Source organism: Actinorugispora endophytica (assembly GCF_004363075.1).
GTDB classification, from domain to species: domain Bacteria; phylum Actinomycetota; class Actinomycetes; order Streptosporangiales; family Streptosporangiaceae; genus Actinorugispora; species Actinorugispora endophytica.
In genome coordinates, this window is the sequence record NZ_SNYN01000001.1 from 117,283 (window position 1) to 135,142 (window position 17,860).

Sequence of the window (17,860 nt, forward strand, 5' to 3'; positions counted from 1 at the left end):
CGTGGCGCGGAAGACCTCCGCCCTCCGGGCTTGAGAGCATGGCCGACTATGGCTATGGACGGGTTTTACGTGTTCCTCGCACTACTGGTGGGTCTGGCCGTCGGCGCGGCGCTGGGGTGGTCGCTGGCACGGGCGCGCTACGCGGGGGCGGAGGCGCGGGCCCAGGCCGCCGACGAGCGGGCCGCCTACGTCGAGGAGCAGCTCGCCGAGCGCTTCCGGTCGCTGTCGGCGCAGGCCCTGGACGCCACCAACCAGCGCTTCATGGAGCTCGCCGAAGGGCGCCTGCGCGCGGTGAACCAGGCGGCGGGCAACGACCTGGACCAGCGCCGCCAGGCCATCGAGCACCTGGTCGCGCCGCTCAGGGACACGCTGGCGCGGGTGGAGAGCCGGCTGCGCGAGGCCGACGCGGGGCGACGCGCCGCGCACGCCGAGCTCGCCAAGCAGGTCGAGATGGTCCGCGAGGGGTCGGACCGGCTGCGCGACGAGACCAGCGCGCTGGTCACCGCGCTGCGGCGGCCCGAGGCCCGGGGCCGCTGGGGCGAGCTGCAACTGCGCCGGGTCGCCGAGCTGGCCGGCATGGCGGCCCACTGCGACTTCGAGGAGCAGGTCGGCGCCGCGACCGACGACGGCCTGCAGCGCCCCGACATGGTGGTGCGCCTGGCCGGTGGCAAGAGCATCGTCGTGGACTCCAAGGTGTCGCTGGCCGCCTACCTGGAGGCGGTGGGGAGCGACGACCCCGCCGTGCGCGCGGACCGGCTCGGCGCGCACGCGCGGCACGTGCGCGCGCACGTGGACCGGCTCGCGGCCAAGGCGTACTGGGCGGCGTTCGCCCCGGCTCCCGAGTTCGTGGTGCTGTTCATCCCCGGGGAGGCGTTCCTGGCCCCCGCTCTGGAGCGCGACCCCGGGCTGCTGGAGCACGCGATGGCCAGGCGGGTGCACATCGCCACGCCCACCACCCTTATCTCACTGCTACGCACCGCCCAGTACGCATGGCAGCAGGAGGCGCTCAGCGAGAACGCCCGGGAGGTGTTCGAACTGGGGAAGCGACTGCACGGCAGGCTCTCGACGCTCGGCGGGCACATGGACGGGCTCGGCAGGGCGCTGTCCCGGACCGTCACCGCCTACAACCAGACCGTGGGGTCCCTGGAGAGCCGGGTCCTGGTGACGGCCCGCCGGTTCGAGGAGCTCGGGCTGGTGGAGGAGGAGCTGGCCGCGCCGCGCGGCGTGCACGAGCAGGCGCGGGTCCTGACCGCCGCGGAACTGGCCGGAACCGCCGCGGCGGAGGCCGGCGGCCGCGACGGTGACAGGTCTCACACACCGGTTGACCTGGGCGACGGGGTGCCGGATCGCGATCGGACGGGCCTCGACCGCGACACGACGTCCGAGAAAGAGCAGATTTTTCACATGAAGTGACATAGTCGGTGCTGTGAGCCACACGAGGGAGTATGCGGTGATGACGACACGTGACGCGCGCGGTGCCCGCGCGCCGCACCGGTCGGGGCCGCCGCGCCGCCGCGGCGGCGGCAGCGCACCCGTCCACACCGGGCCGCCGCTGCGCCTCACCGCGCGCGGCGCGATCGTCGGCGTCACCCTGGCCAGTTTCGCCTCGACGATGCTGGCCGACGCCGTGGAGCGCCCTATCGTGAGCGGGATCGGCTTCGTGGCCGCCTGCGTTCTGGCGGCCCTGCTGGTACGCGCCGCCGACCTGCTGACCCTGAGCGTGAGTCCGCCGCTGGCCTACTTCGTCGCGGCGCTGACCGCCGAGATCGTCCTGACCCTGGGGACCGACGGCTTCGCCCGTGGCGTGTCCATCGGCATCGCCACCCGCCTCGCCGACATCGCGCCCTGGCTGTTCGCCGGGACCGCGCTGGTCCTGGTCGTCGTCATCCCGCGCGGGCTGGCCCGCAACGTCCGCGCCCTGGGCGACGAACTCAACGGCCGCAACCGCCGCCGCCCGTAGGAAGGCTTTCCCCGCCGATCTTGACGTTTCCGGGGTCTCAACCGTCTCCGAGACCCCGGAAACGTCAAGATCGGCAGGGAAACCTCTACTAGGCCGGGGAGAGCGGCAGCAGCTTGTGGGCGATGGAGCCGTCCTTGCCGCGGCGGGCGCGCAGCTCCTTGGGGAGGGCGAAGGTGAGCTTCTCCCGCTCGGTCTCGATCTCCTCGACGTCGCCGAAACCGTGGCCGGCGAGACGCTCCAGGAGCTCCTTCACGAGGATCTCGGGCACCGACGCGCCGCTGCTGACGCCGACGGTGCGCACGCCCTCCAGCCACTCGTCCTTGAGGAAGGTGGCGTTGTCGACCAGGTACGAGGCGTTGGCCCCCGCGTCGAGGGCGACCTCCACCAGGCGGACCGAGTTGGAGGAGTTGGCCGACCCCACCACGACGAACAGGTCGCACTCGGGGGCGATCTCCTTGACCGCGGCCTGGCGGTTGGAGGTGGCGTAGCAGATGTCGTCGCTGGGCGGGTCGATCAGGTTGGGGAACCTGGCCCGCAGCGCCTCGACGGCGGCGTTCGTCTCGTCCACCGACAGCGTCGTCTGGGACAGCCAGGAGACCCGGTCGGGGTCCCGGACCTGGATGTTCGCGACCTCGTCGGGACCGTCCACGATCTGGATGTGCTCGGGCGCGTGTCCGCTGGTGCCCTCGACCTCCTCGTGACCGGTGTGTCCGATCAGGATGATGTCCAGGTCCTCGGCGGCGAAGCGCTGCGCCTCCTTGTGCACCTTGGTGACCAGCGGGCAGGCGGCGTCGATGGTCTTGAGCCCGCGCTCGGCGGCCTCGGAATGCACCATGGGCGAGACGCCGTGTGCGGAGAAGACCACCGTCGCGCCCTCGGGGACCTCGGAGGTCTCCTCGACGAAGACGGCGCCGCGCTCCTCCAGGGTGCGCACGACGTGCGTGTTGTGCACGATCTGCTTGCGCACGTAGATCGGTGCGCCGTACTGCTCAAGGGCCTTCTCGACCGTGATGACAGCGCGGTCGACCCCGGCGCAGTAACCTCGGGGCTTGGCGAGCAGGACACGGCGGCGATTCGTCGCAGTCATGCCACCATCCTATGGGCCGTGCGCCCCACCCCGCCCAAAGCGGGTCGAACGGACCCCGGCCGCGGTGCGCGGACCGGTCCGCGCACCGCGGCCGTCCCGGGAAGGGCCGCAGGTAACGCCGGGAACTCACCCCGGTCCCGAGGTGGCGAATTCGGGGCGGCGGCACCTGCTCCGAGGAGTCAAACTCCCCTATTCTGGCTATCTCTCAATCGAAGCGCCGTCGCCGTTCCCGGCAGTCCACTTCCCCGGGCCCGCAGGATGCGTCCGCACCACGTCCCAGACCGTGAACCTCAGGAGCCTCCGAGTCATATGTCCAAGCCCTCGATCGCCAGTAAGCTCACCGGCGCGTTCAAGCGCGTCTTCGGCAAGACCACCCGGCCGGTGGCCTCCAGCAAACCGGAGGACATGGCCGCCGGTGACGCCGTGGTGCACGACCCCGACGCCCCGACCGAGACGACCCCGGCGGACGCCTCCGCCGCGGACGCCGCCGGGGAGTTCGCCACCGAGGCCGCGTCCGCCCAGGAGCAGCAGCCGTTGGAGACCCCGGCGTCCCCGGAGGCCGCCGAGGCCGTCCGGACCGAGCCCGTCGAGACCTCCGAGACCGCCGCCGAGGAGCCCGTCCAGGACGAGGCCGACCTGGTGAGGCCCGAGGAGAAGGCGGAGATCGCCGAGACCCTGAACGTCGCCGAGGCCGAGACCGTCGCGGCCCCGACCAAGGCGTTCGTCGAGGCGCGGGCCGCCGCCGAGGGCGGCTCCTCCCCCGAGGGCGGCGCGCCGCCCCTGCCCAACTACGACACCCTGACGCTCCCCTCCGTCCGGGCGCGGCTGCGCAAGCTCACCATCGAGCAGGTGCGCGAACTGCGCGCGTACGAGTCGGCCAACGCCAACCGTCCCGAGTTCGTGCGCATGTACGACAACCGGGTGGCCAAGCTGGAGGCGGAGGCCGCCGAGTAGCGGTTCCCGGCACGGGCGCGACGGCGCGGGGCCGGGCGCGCGCACGGGGGCGGGATCGCGGCCGTGACCGCCCGCTGGCCGGCGACGGCCCGCCCCGGCGGCTCGCCGGCACCATGTTCGAGGGCCGGTCCTGCCCCCGCTCGGGATGGTCTTGAGCTTTCCGCCCTTCCAGGCCCCGAAACGGGCGGAAGGCTCAAGACCGTCAACGAAACCCTCGCGCGGCGGACATCATGGGCGCGGCCTCGTCAGGCCTCTCCCCGGAGCAGGAGGATCATCCGGCCGACCCACCGAAACACCTCCGCCCCGGAGACTCCCTCCGGCCGGGCACTAGGCTCGGCTGTCATGGGGATGGAGAGCACGCCCGAGTCGCCGCAGCCGGTACGCGTGGTCCTGCAGGCGGTCGGCGGGTGGGTCGGCCGCCTCGGCCGGATCTGGGTCGAGGGGCAGATCGCGGAGCTGAACCGGCGCGGCGGCATGGCCTACATCACGCTGCGCGACCCGGTGGCGAACGTGTCCGCGCGGGTGACCTGCCCGGTCCGGGTCCTGGAGGCCGCGGCCCCCGCGCCCCAGGCCGGCGCCCGGGTGGTGGTCCACGCCAAACCCGACTTCTACGTGCCGCGCGGCACCTTCGCGCTGCAGGCGCTGGAGATCCGCCACGTGGGCCTCGGCGAGCTGCTGGCACGGCTGGAGCAGCTGCGCCGGACCCTGGCCGCCGAAGGGGTGTTCTCCGACGCGCGCAAGCGGCGGCTTCCGTTCCTGCCCGGCACGGTCGGGCTGATCTGCGGCCGCGACTCCGCCGCCGAACGGGACGTGCTGGAGAACGGGCGGCGGCGCTGGCCCGCGGTGCGCTTCGAGGTGCGCGAGGTCGCCGTCCAGGGCGACCGCGCGGTGGGCGAGGTGCTGGCCGCGCTCGAGGAGCTGGACGCGCGCGAGGAGGTCGACGTCATCGTCATCGCGCGCGGCGGCGGCTCCATGGAGGACCTGCTGCCGTTCTCGGACGAGGCCCTGGTGCGCGCCGTCGCGGCGACGCGCACACCGGTGGTCAGCGCGATCGGGCACGAGCAGGACGTCCCGCTGCTGGACCATGTCGCGGACGTGCGGGCCTCCACGCCCACGGACGCGGCCAAGAAGGTCGTGCCGGACGTCGGCGAGCAGACGCGGCTGGTCCGCCAGCTGCGGGACCGGGCCCGCCGGGTGGTCCGGGGCGGGATCGCGCGCGAGGAGGCGTGGCTGGCGGGGATGCGCTCGCGCCCGGTGCTGGCCAGCCCGCTGCGCGAGCTGGACCGCCAGGCCGAGCAGGTGCTGGGCCTGCGCGACCGGGGCCGCCGGGCGCTGGCGACGGCGCTGGACCGGGCCGGCGACGACCTGACGCACACCCGCGCCCGGTTGCACGCCCTGTCCCCCGCGACGACGCTGGCGCGGGGCTACGCGATCGTGCAGCGCGGCGACGGGGCGGTGGTGCGCTCGGCCGCCGAGGTGGCGGCGGGAGAGGAGCTGCGGGTGCGGTTCGCCGAGGACGGCCTGACCGTGACCGCCGGAGACAGGACCGATGAGCAGGGGGAACGATGAGCGACGCCACTGACACCACGGGCACCGCGGCGCCCGAGCCCGAACTGGGCTACGAGGAGGCCCGGGAGGAGCTGAACACGGTCGTGCGCAGGCTGGAGTCGGGCGGCCTGACCCTCAAGGAGTCCCTGGCGCTGTGGGAGCGCGGCGAGGAGCTGGCCAGGACCTGCGAGTCCTGGCTGGAGGGCGCCCGCGCCAGGCTCGCGGTGGCCCTGGCCGAGGACGCCCCCGAGACCGGGAACGGGAACGACACGCCGTTCTGACGACGGGCCTCTGTCCGCGGTGCCCGCTTTTCCCGCTGATCTTGACCTTTCCGGGGTCTCGACCACCTCTGAGACCCCGGAAAGGTCAAGATCAGCGAAGAAACCACCGTCCTCCGCGGTCCTGGGCCCCGACCACCGCGCTCACTCCTGGGGCGGCTCCTGGGGCTCCAGCGCCGCCGCCAGCGTCTCCAGCTCCTCGTACGAGGCCCCGCCGCTGACGACGAGGGTGGCGTCGTCGGCGCGCAGCACGAGGGACCGCTCGTTCTCGGCCTCGTTGTACCGGCGCTCCCACGTCCGGCCGTCCACGGCCGACTCGCCGTCGGGTTCGCCGTTCATCCCGACCTCGGCGACGAACTCGTCGGGGTCGGCGTCGCTGATGCTGAAGGCCGCGTGGCGGTCCTCCGGGGTCGCGAACCCCAGGGTCCAGCGGATCGGCTCCGTCGGCTCCTCGCCCGGCAGCGTGCCGCCGGTCTCCAGGCGCGAGCTCGTGGGGGTCCACCCCTCGGGCAGCCCTTCGGGCGCGTAGGAACGGTACGGCGCGATCTCGCTGAGCGAGAGCGCGTCGGCGGTGTAGTCGACGCTCGGGATGTGCTCCTGCCTGCGCGCGTCCACCACCAGCGCCATCGCGCCGACGATCAGCGCGATCGCTCCCAGCACGATCGCGTATCCGGTGAGGGTGCTGTTGGCGCGGCCGCCACCACTGCTCATGCGGCTTTCCCCGCTTCGTCACTGCGTCCGGTCATGATGGACCCAGCTTGCCCGATGCGCGCGGGTCACTCCGACCGGGGTGGGGTCAGGCGGCTCAGGCGGTCCACGACCTCGTCGGCCAGGGCGCGGGCGTCGTCGGGGTCCTCGCGGCACACGACCTCGCTCACGGCGAGCGAGATCGACCCGCTGACGACCAGCAGCAGCGCCTCGTCCACCGGTTCGTCGGCCTTGCGGAACAGGGCGACGTTGCGGTCGGTCCACTCGCGCAGCCGGGTGCGCATGGTGGCCTCGAACCCGGGAGGGCTGTCGCCGCTGAAGAAGAGCCAGGTGATCTCCCGCTCCTCGATACACCCCTCCAGGTAGGCCCGGGCCGCGGTGTTCATGAGCCGGTTGGGGTCGGTCTCGCCCTCGGCGCGCGCCCGCGCGACCGCCTCGCGGGTGCGGTCCTGCTGGCGCTGCTGGAAATCCTCGTACAGGGCGATGAAGAGGTCGGCCTTGCCGGTGAAGTGGTGGTAGAGGCTGCCCACGCTGGCTCCGGCGTGGGCGACGACCTGGCTGACCCCGGCCCTGTCGAAGCCGACCGTGCGGAACACGTGCGACGCGGCCTCCAGCAGCGCGCTGCGCGTCGCCGCGCCCCGCGGCGACACCCGCACCGGCTTTTCCAGCTTCTCCACAGTCAACCCAATCGTCCTCAATCGCGCGTGAAGGGCTCGCCTAGGGTTGAAAGCGTACGCCAGCGGGTTCCGGACAACCCAGTGACCGGTGAAGCTGAGAGGATCAGTGAATCCCTCACATTGATCGGACACCCGAGCCGAATCCGAAAGGGCCCATCATGACCACTGCGAACGCTCCCGTCCCGATCCCCGACGACGCCCCGGACCGCAACCTCGCCCTGGAGCTGGTGCGGGTCACCGAGGCCGCCGCGCTGGCCGCCGCGCGCTGGGTGGGCCGCGGTGACAAGAACGGGGCGGACGGCGCCGCGGTGCGTGGGATGCGTCACCTCATCAGCACCGTGTCCATGGACGGCACGGTCGTCATCGGCGAGGGCGAGAAGGACAACGCGCCCATGCTGTACAACGGCGAGCGGGTGGGCGACGGCTCCGGCCCCGAGTGCGACGTCGCCGTGGACCCCGTCGACGGCACCCGCCTGACCGCGATGGGGATGCCCAACGCGGTGGCGGTGATCGCGGTGAGCCCGCGCGGCTCGATGTTCGACCCGTCCGCCGTGTTCTACATGGAGAAGCTCGTCACCGGTCCGGCGGCGGCGGGCGCGGTGGACATCAACGCCCCCGTCGCCGACAACATCCGCGCGGTGGCCGCGGCCAAGGGCGGCGGTCCGCAGGACGTCACGGTCGTCATCCTGGACCGGCCCCGGCACGAGCGGCTCGTCCACGAGGTGCGCGAGACCGGCGCCCGGATCAAGTTCATCATGGACGGCGACGTGGCGGGCGCGATCATGGCGGCGCGCGCCGGGACCGGCGTGGACCTGCTGCTGGGCGTCGGCGGCACCCCCGAGGGCATCATCACCGCGTGCGCCATCAAGTGCCTGGGCGGCGTGATCCAAGGCCGGTTGTGGCCAACCGGCGACGACGAGCGGCGCAAGGCCGAGGCCGCCGGGCACGACCTGTCCAGGGTGCTGACCACCGACGACCTCGTCTCCTCGGAGGACGTCTTCTTCGCGGCGACGGGCATCACCGACGGCGAGCTGATCAACGGCGTGCGCTACGCCGACGGCGGCGCCACCACGGACTCCCTGGTCATGCGGGGACGCAGCGGGACCATCCGCCGGGTGGCGAGCGAGCACCGGTTGAGCAAACTCGCCACGTACAGCGGCGTCGACTTCAAGAACGCCAACTGACGCCCCGCGTCGGCACGGGTCCCGCCTCGGCGGGGCCCGGTCACTTTTCGGGAACGAAGACGGGCCCCGGGGAACCCGGAAGCTGCGGATTCGGTCGAATCCGCATTGATAGCGTCTAAAGGAACTCCCCCCGCACGCCCGGAGGATCGATGTCCTACCCCGACCAGCCGAACCAGCCGCCCCAGTGGGGGCAGCCGCCCTCGCAGGGGCAGCCCGTGTACGGGTACCCGCCCCAGGGGCCTCCAGGCACCCCGTACCCGCCGCAGCCGGCGCAGGCCGGGCCGCCACCGCGCAGGAGCCGGGTCTGGATGATCCCCGTCGCCGTCGTCGCGGCGCTGGCCCTGATGGCGACGATGGTGTGGGCGTCGACCTCCGTGGTCGACCGGCTGTTCGGCGGTCCGCAGCCCGAGACGGTGCTTCCGGGCTCCGCGCTGGTGTTCGCCAAGGTCGACCTCAAGCCCACGGGCGGGCAGTGGGCCTCCTACACGCAGTTCTACGACCGGCTCCCCGACACCGTCAAGGACGAGCTCGGCGGCGAGGAGGAGGACTTCGCCAAGACCCTGGTGGAGGAGGAGTTCGACTACCTGGACTACGAGACCGACGTGGAGCCGTGGCTCGGCCAGCGCTTCGGTGTCGCGGCGTGGGAGAGCACCGACGGCGAGCCCGCCTTCGCGATCGCCATCGCGGCCGAGGACGAGGACCGGGCCGCCGAGACCCTGGCCCGGGCGCAGTCCCAGGAGGAGGAGCTCTACTACGTCGTCGAGGACGGGTTCGCGGTGATCACCGACACCCAGGCCTCGCTCAACGACCTGGACTCCCAGGTGGCCCGGTACGGGACGCTGGACAAGAACGAGACCTTCGCCGCCGACATCGACGAGATCGGCTCCGGGATCGCCAACATGTGGATGGACGTCGGCGCGTTCGCGCAGTCGTCGATGGCCTCCTCCAGCGGTGAGTTCGGCAGCGACTTCGACGACATCGAGGGAGTGGGCGAGGTCACCGGACGGGTCGCCGCGGTCCTGCGGGTGGAGAGCGAGTACCTGGAGTTCCGGGCCGACAGCTACGACATGAGCGTCGACGGCGTCACCACGTTCGCCGAGGACGTCCCCGAGGGGGGCATCTCCGCGCTGGGCGACCTCCCGGACAACTCCGTCATCGCCGTCGGCGGCGACGGGCTGGACGGCGTCGCCCAGTCGCTGTGGGACGCCAACCGCGAGAGCATCGAGGGCGCGCCCGACTACGCGGACTTCGACGGGGTGATGCGGGAGATGGGCGTCACCCTGCCGCGCGACTTCCACAAGCTGATCGGGACCAGGACCGCGGTCGGGTTCACCGACTTCGAGAGCCTCGACTTCTTCGGCACCGGCGACGTGTCCTTCGAACTCCGGTTGGACGGCGCCGACCAGGCCCTGTGGTCCGACTTCTCGAACGAGATGGGCGCCGACGGCTACGGCGGCGGTCCGGCCGTCACCACCGACGGCGACACCACGGTGCTCTCCATGGGCACCGCCGGGACGGGCCTGCTCGGCGACGACGCCGTGTTCCAGCAGACCATGAGCGGGCTGGAGAGCTCGCACCTGGGCTTCTACATGGACCTGCGGTTCGCCGCCGAGGAGGGCGGGGAGGCGTACCCCGAGCAGTGGGGCGGCCTGGGCGGCGCCATCGAGTTCAGCGAGAACGGCGGCTCCTCGACCGTCCTGCGCTGGGTGCCCAACCCCAGCTAGGCGGTGTCGGACCACCGATGGGCGGACCCCCCGGGGGTCCGCCCATCGGCGTTCTCCGGCGGCCGCCGGAAGGACCACCGCGTCAGTCGATCAGGCGCCGCCGCATCTGGAGGACCGCCAGGAACCACACGACGGCGGTGAACAGCGCGATCGCGGCGAAGTGCCCGAGGGCCGGGAGCAGCCCGATCCCGAAGGCCAGCCCCCGCACCAGCTCCACGCAGTGGTAGAGCGGGTTTGCCGCGGCCGCCGTCTGCGCCCAGGACGGCAGCTGCTCGATCGGGAAGAAGGTCCCCGCGACCAGGAACAGCGGGGTGATGATCCCGGAGATGATGTAGTCCATCATCCGGATCGACGGGATCAGCGCCGAGAGCAGGATGCCCAGCAGGGCGAACCCGAACCCGGTGACCAGGCCGATGAACGGCACGAGCAGCATCGCCGGAACGGGCTGCAACCCGAAGGCGAACGCCACCAGGAGCGGCGCGCAGCCGTAGACCCCGGACTTCAGCGCGATCCAGAGCGCCTCGGCGGTGACCAGTTCCCGCACGTCGACCGGTGCGGCCAGCATGCCCTCGTAGGAGTGCTGGAACTCGCGCCGCACGAACGTGTTGATCAGTCCGGGGAACATGGACGAGAACAGCACCGACATCGCGACGATGCCGGTGCCCAGGAACTCGATGTAGCTGTAGCCGCCGATGCCGCCGATCAGCGCCCCCATGCCCAGCCCGAAGGCGAGCAGGTACAGGACCGGTTCGACGACCGCGGAGAAGGTGATGGGCGCCCAGGTCCGCCGGTACAGCGCCCACTCCCGGGCCAGCACACCGGTGATCGGGGCGAGTTCGAAGCGTCCGGGGCGGGCGTACCGGTCGGACCTCCGGGCCGTCGCCACGTTCTCACTCATCGTCGTCATTCGACCTTCTCCCCCGTCAGCGTCACGAAGACGTCCTCCAGATTGCCGGCCCGGCGCGTCCCCGTGCCGAGCCGGTCGCGCAGCGAGTCGGGGAGCTCCTCGGCGCGCAGCACCGACAGCGCCGAGCCGGTGCGCCGCGTGGTGAACCCCTCGGCGTGCACGGTCCTCTCCAGCTCCTCGATCCCGTCGGGGCCCGCCGCGTACTCCTCGACCGTCTTTCCGGCGAACTCGGCGATCAGGTCGGCCGGGGCCCCGCGGTTGACGATTCGTCCCTTGGCCATGAGCGCCACCTCGTCGGAGAGCCGTTCCGCCTCCTCGATGTAGTGCGTGGACATCAGGACCGTGACTCCGTCGGCGCGCAGCGCGGTGATCAGGCCCCACAGTTCCTGGCGCACCTGCGGGTCCAGGCCGACGGTCGGCTCGTCCAGCAGCACCACCTGGGGGCGGTGCACCAGGCCGCGGGCGATGAGCAGGCGGCGGCGCATGCCCCCGGACAGCTTTCCGGTGAAGGCGGTGCGGCGGTCCCTGAGGTGCGCGAGGTCCAGGGCCCGCTCCACGGCGGCGGCGCGCTCCCCGCGCGGCACCCGGTACAGGTGGGTGAAGACCCGCAGGTTCTCCTCGACGGTGAGCTCCTCGTCGAGGTTGTCGTGCTGGGGGACCACGCCCATGAGGGAGCGCGCCCACTTGGACTCCTGCGGGATGCGGTGGCCCAGGATGCTGATCTGCCCGGAGTCGGCGCGGCTCTGGGCGGTGAGCATGCGCATGGTGGTCGACTTCCCCGCGCCGTTGGGGCCGAGCAGACCGAGCACGATCCCCTCGGGGACGTCGAGGTCGAGTCCGTCCACCGCGGTCAGGGAACCGAAGCGCTTGACCACTCCACGCAGGGAGATCGCGGGCGGGGACTGGCTCCGCGACGGCTCTGATGTCGACTGGTTCAGCCGTGGCGACGAAGTCATGGACCCCACCGTAGACGCGGGGTCCGGCAGTTTTCCAGCGGTTTTACGGCGGGCCGGGCACCAGGGCGGGACACCGCCGGGTTCTGCGTCGAATCCTTCGATGATCTCGACGCCGGCGTTCTACACAACGGACATCGTGGAACGCCGGCGTCGAGATCATCGAAGGCGGCGGGGCGGCCGCGGTCCCGAAGGCTCGGCCCTACTGTCCGCCCCCGGCAAGAAGTACCTTTGGTCGTGTGAACGAGCGAGTACCACCCGCCCGGCTGCGCGCCTCGGACGCGGACCGCGAGCGTGTGCTCAGGGCGCTGCGCGAGGCGGCCGAGGACGGCCGCCTGGACCTGGAGGAGTTCAGCGAGCGAAGCGACCGGGTGCACGAGGCGCGCACGCTCGGCGAACTGCCGGAGGTCACCAGGGACCTGCTGCCGCCCGAGCGGCAGCCGCTGCGCCTGGACACCGCGCCCGTCTCCGCGCTGTTCCGCAACGACGGGCGCGCCGGGCGGTGGGTGGTGCACGGCGATCAGGTCGTGTACGCGCTCTTCGGGTCGGCCGAGGTCGACCTGTGCGACGCGTTGCTGACGCGCAACACGGTGCGGATGACCGCGTCGGCCCTTTTCGGCCGGATCGAGATCCGGGTGCCCGAGGGGATGGAGGTCCGGGTGCGCGGCTGGTCCTTCCTGGGCCTGCGCACGACCTCGACCCGCCCCTCCCCCGTTCCCGACGCACCGGTCCTGGAGATCGAGGGGTTCTCCCTGTTCGGCTCCCTGCGCGTCAGCGCCCCCAGACGCCGGCGCCGCTGGCTCCGCCGCTCCCCGAAACCGCGGGAGCTCGGCTAGTGTCCCGGGTCCGTTCTTCTCGCCGATCTTGACGTTTTCGGGGTCTCAACCGGCTCCGAGACCCCGGAAAGGTCAAGATCGGCGGAGAGAGCACATCGTTGTCAGACCAGTTCCCAGCCGTAGAGCACGCCCCCCGCCGGGACCGCTCCGACCAGGAGGAGGGTCCCCGCGAGTGCGACGGCCGCCAGGACGGTCCCCGCGATCGCGAGCCCGGCGGGGTGGCCGAGGTTCATGGTCTGCCCGATGCCCATGGAGCGCTTGGGGACCCACAGGGCGGGGTCCTCGCGGTTGACGTAGACCGTCCCCGCCAGGCGCCAGAAGCGGTCGTCGTCGCGCTGGACGTAACCGGTGGCCTCGTCGGCGGGCACTCCGCTCCGCAGCCGCCAGCCGCTCTGGCCGGCGGCCAGGAGGACTCCGAGGAGGCCCAGCGCTCCGAGGACTCCGGGGGCCAGCACGAGGCCGGCCAGCACGCCGTCGGTCATCGTCCCCGTCCACACCAGCGCCGCGAGGCCCGCGAGCGACGTGTTCAGGGCGAGGACCGCGGCCGCCAGACAGCGGGCGGAGATCCGCAGGTAGCGACGGTACTGCTCCGAGGACCGGTGCGGGGCCGCGGCGTCGATGTCGGCGCGCGAGCGCAGGAGCAGCCGGAGCAGTCCCGGGAGTCCCACGCTCAGCAGCGCCTGCGCGAAGACCATGGGAAACGCTGTCCACACCGACGTCGCGGCGGTCTCGATCCGCGTCTCCCCGGCGGTGTGGCGCACGGCGACGACCAGCTCGGGCGGCAGCTCCGGGTACAGCACGGCCCCCGCGACCGCGGTTCCGGCGGCGACCAGCGCCGACGGCAGTATCCACGGCCACGGCAGCCGGACCGGATCGGTGCGCAGCCCGATGTCCGAGGCGACGGCCTGGCGCTTGCCCTCGTACCACCGGCCCCGCTCCTTGGCGGCGCGCAGCGCCCGGAAGGCGCGCACGTGCAGGGCGGTGTGGCCGACGGCGAGCAGGACCGAGGCCGGCACCAGGGCGATGTCCGGCGACAGCACCAGGGACAGCAGCACCACGGCGGCCAGAACCCCCGCGCCGAGCACCAGGACCGCCCTGCGGTACCCGTCCGCGACGTGCGCGACGGCGGGGTCGCCCGCGCGGTCCGGTGGGATCCGGACCCCGAACGGGACGGTCGGCCGCCCCAGGGCCGGCGCGGACCACGCCGCGGCGGTGACGGTGGCCACCAGCAGTGTCGAGGCGAGCACCCAGACGTAGTTCACGGCTTCTCTCCTTGTTCTGTTCCCTGGAACGTTGTCAGACGGTCCCGGCAGAGCCCGACGACCTCCTCCGCGGTGACCCCGTGCGCCACCGCCTCGGCGAGCAGGGTGCCCAGCCGCGCCTCCCAGTCGGGGAGGAACGCCGTCCCGGGCGGCCCGGAGCGGGGGTCACGCTGGATGACCGCTCCCGTCTTGCGGTTCAGCCGCAGGAGCCCCTCGCGCCGCAGCAGGTCGTAGGCCTTGTTCACGGTGTGGAAGTTGATCCCCAGATCCGCGCCGAGCTGGCGCGTCGCGGGGAGGGTGCTGCCCTCCCGCAGCTCGCCCGAGGCGATGGCCTCCACCACCCGGTCCCGCAGCTGCTGGTAGATCGGTACCTCGCTGTCGAGGTCGATGCTGAGGATCACCCGGTACCCCTCGTCGTGTCTCTCGAGTCGTTTCCGGCTCGCGGCCGCCGAGACGATTGTCGCGAACCATCCCGCCGGTCCCGTCCCGGACGGCCGCGGGCCGCCCGGTCACACCACGTCCCGCCGCACGGGCAGCACCACCGCGACCGCGACGGCCGCCAGGGCGTAGCCCGCGAGCACCGCGGCTCCCGCTCCCGGCGAGAGCAGGTCCGGCATCGCCAGGCCCGTCTCGCTTCCGGCCTGCTCCGCGAGCAGCGTGAAGTTGGTCAGGGCCGCGGTGGCCCCTCCGGGCAGATAGGGGTAGACGGTGTTCACCCCGGGAACGACCAGCAGGACCTGGTCGAGGAAGTACAGGGCCCCGCCCAGGACCGCGATCGCGGTGAGCTGGTGGCGCACCAGCGCTCCGACGCCCACTCCGATCATGGTGTAGACGGTCATCGCCATGACGACCCGCAACAGCATCCCGGCGATCTCCGGCGCTCCGGCCCCCAGGGGAACGTCGAGGACGAGCGCGGACCCGGCCAGCGACGCCGCGACCATGGCGGCGGCGACCACCCCGTACCCCGCGCCGATGACGGCGTAGGCGACGACCTTGGCCACGACCACCGGAGAGCGCCGGGGGACGGCCAGGAACGCGGGGGTGATCGTCTGATGCTGGTACTCCGACGTCATCCCGACCACCCCGACCAGGGCCGGGACGGCGGCCAGGAGGGCCGTCACGCCGACGGCGGCCCGGACCCCCTGGTCCGTGTCGATCCCGGGCAGCGGGGGGTCGCTGTAGGGGGCGGCCAGTCCCATCACGGCGACCGCGCCCGCGGCCACGACCGCGAGCAGCAGCGCCGTCCAGAACCAGGCGCGGGTGCTGAAGAACTTCTCGATCTCCACGACCACGAGTCTCGGCGTCATCGGTCTTCCCTCCCGGAGGTCCGCGCCGCCGGTTCGGCGGGGGTGTCACTGGTCAGGCGGAGGAAGACCCGTTCCAGCCCCTCGCCTTCGGGGTCGAGTTCGCCGAGCGTCCCCTCGGCCACCCCGCGCCCCCGGTAGACGACCACGACCCGGTCGACGGTCTGCTGCACCTCGCTGAGGATGTGGCTGGAGACCAGCACGGTGCGCCCCTCGTCGGCGAGTCTGCGCAGGAATCCCCGGAGCCAGGCGATCCCGGCGGGGTCGAGCCCGTTGGAGGGCTCGTCCAGGACCAGCACCGAGGGGTCGCCCAGCAGGGCCGTCGCCAGGTTGAGGCGTTGGCGCATCCCCAGGGAGTATCCGCGTGTCGCCCGGTTCGCGGCGTCGGTCAGGCCGGTCAGTTCGAGCACGTCGTCGACCCGGCTCTGGGGGATGCCCGCGGTCCGGCACTGGATCCGCAGGTGGGCGCGGCCGCTGCGCGCCGGGTGGAAGTTCGACGCCTCCAGCGACGCCCCCGCGGTCCTCAGCGGATCGGCCAGGCGCGCGTAGGGCCGCCCGCCGATCACGGCCTCGCCCCCGGTGGGCCGGACCAGTCCCAGCAGGCAGCGCAGTGTCGTGGTCTTGCCGGAGCCGTTGGGGCCCAGGAATCCGGTGATCACACCGGGCCCGGCGGTGAAGCTCAGGTCCTGGACAGCAGCGACCTTTCCGAAGTGCTTGGTCAGTCCTTCGACGCGGATGGTGACACCCGTGCGTTCCATCGTCCCCTCCTTCTTCTATCTTCTATATTTGTTATACCTCAGATAGAACAAAGAGGGCAAGCGGGCGCCGCTCCAACGCGGTCGGACGCCGGCCCCGTTCCCGGTCCGCGCCGGTGAGGTGTGAATCTCTGTGCCTGGCGGCGGGGCCCGGGCACCGGCTCACAAGAGGGTCTGGCAGTCTTTTGCTCTGAGGTCTCCCTGGAGGTGTCTTTCCCAATGAGTGAATTCCGCATCGAGCACGACTCGATGGGCGAGGTCAAGGTCCCCGTCGACGCCAAGTGGCGGGCGCAGACCCAGCGCGCGGTCGAGAACTTCCCCATCTCGGGGCAGGGTCTCGAGCACGCGCACATCGCCGCGCTGGGCCATATCAAGGCCGCGGCCGCCACCGTCAACGCGGAGCTCGGCGTGATCAAGCCGGACCTCGCCGAGGCGATCCGCGAGGCCGCCCTCGAGGTCGCCGAGGGCCGGTGGAACGACCAGTTCCCGATCGACGTGTTCCAGACCGGTTCCGGCACGTCGAGCAACATGAACACCAACGAGGTCGTCGCGACCCTGGCCACCGCCCGCCTGGGCGCGCCGGTGCACCCGAACGACCACGTCAACGCGTCGCAGTCGTCCAACGACGTCTTCCCGTCCTCGATCCACATCGCGGCGACCGCGGCGATCGTCAACGAGCTGGTCCCGGCACTGCGGCACCTGGAGGCGGCCCTGTCCGCCAAGGCGGACGAGTTCGCCACGGTGGTCAAGAGCGGCCGCACCCACCTGATGGACGCCACCCCCGTCACCCTCGGACAGGAGTTCGCCGGGTACGCCGCGCAGGTGCGCTACGGCGTGGAGCGGGTGGAGGCCAGCCTGCCGCGCGTGGCCGAGCTGCCGCTGGGCGGCACCGCCGTGGGCACCGGCATCAACACCCCCGAGGGCTTCTCCCCCAAGGTGATCGCCGAGATCGCCCGGGTCACCGGACTGCCGCTGACCGAGGCGCGCGACCACTTCGAGGCCCAGGGGGCCCGGGACGGCCTGGTGGAGCTGTCCGGCCAGCTGCGCACGATCGCGGTGGGCTTCTGCAAGATCGCCAACGACATCCGGTGGATGGGCTCGGGGCCGCGCACCGGCCTGACCGAGATCTTCCTGCCCGACCTGCAGCCGGGGTCCTCGATCATGCCGGGCAAGGTCAACCCGGTGCTGTGCGAGGCGATGCTCCAGGTGGCGTCGCAGGTCGTCGGCAACGACGCGGCGGTGGCGTTCGGCGGCTCGACCGGCAACTTCGAGCTGAACGTGCAGCTGCCGCTGATCGCCCGCAACGTGCTGGAGTCGATCCGGCTGCTGGCGAACGTCTCCCGGGTGTTCGCCGACCGCTGCGTGGCGGGCATCACGGCCAACGAGGAGCGGTGCCGCGAGTACGCCGAGTCCTCGCCCTCCATCGTCACACCGCTCAACCGCTACATCGGGTACGAGGAGGCCTCCAAGGTCGCCAAGCAGGCCTTGGCCGAGCGCAAGACGATCCGCCAGGTCGTCATCGAGCGCGGTTACGTCGACGCGGGCAGGCTGACCGAGGCCCAGCTGGACGAGGCCCTCGACGTGCTGTCGATGACCAACTCGCGCTAGCCCCGGGGAGGCGGCGTCCCGGCGTTCCGGGACGCCCCCGGACGGCGGCGGGACACCGCCGTCCGGGCCCCGCGCCGGGCTTGGGGCGCGGAAGCGGCGCGGAGGCCGGCCCCCG

General features: G+C 72.3%; 18 protein-coding genes. 9 read left to right on the forward strand and 9 right to left on the reverse strand.

What is annotated here, in order from left to right; genetic code table 11:
• The first annotated feature begins 54 nt into the window (after window positions 1-54).
• On the forward strand, window positions 55-1,413 hold the full coding sequence (locus tag EV190_RS00550) for a DNA recombination protein RmuC (protein WP_133739420.1): 1,359 nt from the start codon (window positions 55-57) through the stop codon (window positions 1,411-1,413).
• Between the two features lie 40 nt (window positions 1,414-1,453).
• Complete coding sequence (locus EV190_RS00555; RefSeq protein WP_243742251.1) at window positions 1,454-1,960, forward strand: DUF6542 domain-containing protein; 507 nt, start codon at window positions 1,454-1,456, stop codon at window positions 1,958-1,960.
• Window positions 1,961-2,048: 88 nt separating this feature from the next.
• On the opposite strand, the gene EV190_RS00560 is transcribed toward EV190_RS00555, so the two are convergent.
• Window positions 2,049-3,047: a 4-hydroxy-3-methylbut-2-enyl diphosphate reductase gene (locus EV190_RS00560; protein ID WP_133739421.1), complete on the reverse strand. Its 999-nt coding sequence runs from the start codon at window positions 3,045-3,047 to the stop codon at window positions 2,049-2,051.
• A 309-nt stretch (window positions 3,048-3,356) separates the two neighbouring features.
• Here EV190_RS00560 and EV190_RS00565 point away from each other — a divergent pair, with 309 nt between their 5' ends.
• From EV190_RS00565 to EV190_RS00575, 3 genes are all read left to right on the forward strand, one after another.
• Window positions 3,357-4,001, forward strand: coding sequence for a hypothetical protein (locus EV190_RS00565; RefSeq protein ID WP_133739422.1), 645 nt, complete (start codon window positions 3,357-3,359; stop codon window positions 3,999-4,001).
• A gap of 342 nt (window positions 4,002-4,343) precedes the next feature.
• Window positions 4,344-5,570, forward strand: coding sequence for an exodeoxyribonuclease VII large subunit (xseA, locus tag EV190_RS00570; RefSeq protein ID WP_133739423.1), 1,227 nt, complete (start codon window positions 4,344-4,346; stop codon window positions 5,568-5,570).
• Window positions 5,567-5,830: an exodeoxyribonuclease VII small subunit gene (locus EV190_RS00575; protein WP_133739424.1), complete on the forward strand. Its 264-nt coding sequence runs from the start codon at window positions 5,567-5,569 to the stop codon at window positions 5,828-5,830. The genes xseA and EV190_RS00575 overlap by 4 nt, the downstream gene beginning before the upstream one ends.
• A 141-nt stretch (window positions 5,831-5,971) precedes the next feature.
• Here the strand turns inward: EV190_RS00575 and EV190_RS00580 are convergent, their stop codons facing one another.
• The gene (locus EV190_RS00580; RefSeq protein WP_133739425.1) at window positions 5,972-6,538 is read right to left on the reverse strand and encodes a DUF4245 domain-containing protein; all 567 of its coding nucleotides are present in this window, start codon (window positions 6,536-6,538) and stop codon (window positions 5,972-5,974) included.
• 65 nt (window positions 6,539-6,603) lie between these two features.
• Window positions 6,604-7,212, reverse strand: coding sequence for a TetR/AcrR family transcriptional regulator (locus EV190_RS00585; protein WP_208113020.1), 609 nt, complete (start codon window positions 7,210-7,212; stop codon window positions 6,604-6,606).
• Between the two features lie 158 nt (window positions 7,213-7,370).
• Between EV190_RS00585 and glpX the strand changes: the two genes are divergently transcribed.
• The gene (glpX, locus tag EV190_RS00590) at window positions 7,371-8,396 is read left to right on the forward strand and encodes a class II fructose-bisphosphatase (RefSeq protein ID WP_133739427.1); all 1,026 of its coding nucleotides are present in this window, start codon (window positions 7,371-7,373) and stop codon (window positions 8,394-8,396) included.
• Window positions 8,397-8,545: 149 nt separating this feature from the next.
• Entirely contained in the window at window positions 8,546-10,120 is a 1,575-nt protein-coding gene (locus EV190_RS00595) for a DUF3352 domain-containing protein (RefSeq protein ID WP_133739428.1), read from the forward strand.
• A gap of 82 nt (window positions 10,121-10,202) precedes the next feature.
• Here EV190_RS00595 and EV190_RS00600 read toward each other — a convergent pair whose 3' ends face one another.
• Both EV190_RS00600 and EV190_RS00605 read right to left on the reverse strand, forming a co-directional pair.
• Entirely contained in the window at window positions 10,203-11,027 is an 825-nt protein-coding gene (locus EV190_RS00600) for an ABC transporter permease (RefSeq protein ID WP_394345473.1), read from the reverse strand.
• Window positions 11,024-11,983, reverse strand: a complete 960-nt coding sequence (locus EV190_RS00605; RefSeq protein ID WP_208112975.1) for an ABC transporter ATP-binding protein — start codon at window positions 11,981-11,983, stop codon at window positions 11,024-11,026. Before EV190_RS00605 ends, EV190_RS00600 begins: the two co-directional genes overlap by 4 nt.
• A gap of 236 nt (window positions 11,984-12,219) precedes the next feature.
• On the opposite strand from EV190_RS00605, the gene EV190_RS00610 reads away from it, so the two are divergent.
• Complete coding sequence (locus EV190_RS00610; protein WP_133739429.1) at window positions 12,220-12,816, forward strand: DUF1707 SHOCT-like domain-containing protein; 597 nt, start codon at window positions 12,220-12,222, stop codon at window positions 12,814-12,816.
• 101 nt (window positions 12,817-12,917) lie between these two features.
• On the opposite strand, the gene EV190_RS00615 is transcribed toward EV190_RS00610, so the two are convergent.
• The 4 genes from EV190_RS00615 to EV190_RS00630 all read right to left on the reverse strand — a co-directional run bounded on the left by EV190_RS00615 (window position 12,918) and on the right by EV190_RS00630 (window position 16,140).
• Window positions 12,918-14,078, reverse strand: a complete 1,161-nt coding sequence (locus EV190_RS00615; RefSeq protein ID WP_133739430.1) for a DUF1648 domain-containing protein — start codon at window positions 14,076-14,078, stop codon at window positions 12,918-12,920.
• Window positions 14,075-14,479, reverse strand: a complete 405-nt coding sequence (locus EV190_RS00620) for a GntR family transcriptional regulator (protein WP_133739431.1) — start codon at window positions 14,477-14,479, stop codon at window positions 14,075-14,077. Before EV190_RS00620 ends, EV190_RS00615 begins: the two co-directional genes overlap by 4 nt.
• A 108-nt stretch (window positions 14,480-14,587) precedes the next feature.
• On the reverse strand, window positions 14,588-15,385 hold the full coding sequence (locus EV190_RS00625; RefSeq protein WP_133739432.1) for an ABC transporter permease: 798 nt from the start codon (window positions 15,383-15,385) through the stop codon (window positions 14,588-14,590).
• On the reverse strand, window positions 15,382-16,140 hold the full coding sequence (locus tag EV190_RS00630) for an ATP-binding cassette domain-containing protein (RefSeq protein WP_133739433.1): 759 nt from the start codon (window positions 16,138-16,140) through the stop codon (window positions 15,382-15,384). The genes EV190_RS00625 and EV190_RS00630 overlap by 4 nt, the downstream gene beginning before the upstream one ends.
• 216 nt (window positions 16,141-16,356) lie before the next feature.
• Between EV190_RS00630 and EV190_RS00635 the strand changes: the two genes are divergently transcribed.
• Window positions 16,357-17,745, forward strand: coding sequence for a class II fumarate hydratase (locus tag EV190_RS00635; RefSeq protein WP_133739434.1), 1,389 nt, complete (start codon window positions 16,357-16,359; stop codon window positions 17,743-17,745).
• Window positions 17,746-17,860: the final 115 nt, after the last annotated feature.

Coding starts and splice junctions, on each gene's coding strand:
- EV190_RS00550 (WP_133739420.1), top strand. CDS start 55: ATGGACGGGTTTTACGTGTTCCTCGCACTACTGGTGGGTCTGGCCGTC.
- EV190_RS00555 (WP_243742251.1), top strand. CDS start 1,454: ATGACGACACGTGACGCGCGCGGTGCCCGCGCGCCGCACCGGTCGGGG.
- EV190_RS00560 (WP_133739421.1), bottom strand. CDS start 3,047: ATGACTGCGACGAATCGCCGCCGTGTCCTGCTCGCCAAGCCCCGAGGT.
- EV190_RS00565 (WP_133739422.1), top strand. CDS start 3,357: ATGTCCAAGCCCTCGATCGCCAGTAAGCTCACCGGCGCGTTCAAGCGC.
- xseA (WP_133739423.1), top strand. CDS start 4,344: ATGGGGATGGAGAGCACGCCCGAGTCGCCGCAGCCGGTACGCGTGGTC.
- EV190_RS00575 (WP_133739424.1), top strand. CDS start 5,567: ATGAGCGACGCCACTGACACCACGGGCACCGCGGCGCCCGAGCCCGAA.
- EV190_RS00580 (WP_133739425.1), bottom strand. CDS start 6,538: ATGAGCAGTGGTGGCGGCCGCGCCAACAGCACCCTCACCGGATACGCG.
- glpX (WP_133739427.1), top strand. CDS start 7,371: ATGACCACTGCGAACGCTCCCGTCCCGATCCCCGACGACGCCCCGGAC.
- EV190_RS00595 (WP_133739428.1), top strand. CDS start 8,546: ATGTCCTACCCCGACCAGCCGAACCAGCCGCCCCAGTGGGGGCAGCCG.
- EV190_RS00600 (WP_394345473.1), bottom strand. CDS start 11,027: ATGACGACGATGAGTGAGAACGTGGCGACGGCCCGGAGGTCCGACCGG.
- EV190_RS00605 (WP_208112975.1), bottom strand. CDS start 11,983: ATGACTTCGTCGCCACGGCTGAACCAGTCGACATCAGAGCCGTCGCGG.
- EV190_RS00625 (WP_133739432.1), bottom strand. CDS start 15,385: ATGACGCCGAGACTCGTGGTCGTGGAGATCGAGAAGTTCTTCAGCACC.
- EV190_RS00630 (WP_133739433.1), bottom strand. CDS start 16,140: ATGGAACGCACGGGTGTCACCATCCGCGTCGAAGGACTGACCAAGCAC.
- EV190_RS00635 (WP_133739434.1), top strand. CDS start 16,357: ATGAGTGAATTCCGCATCGAGCACGACTCGATGGGCGAGGTCAAGGTC.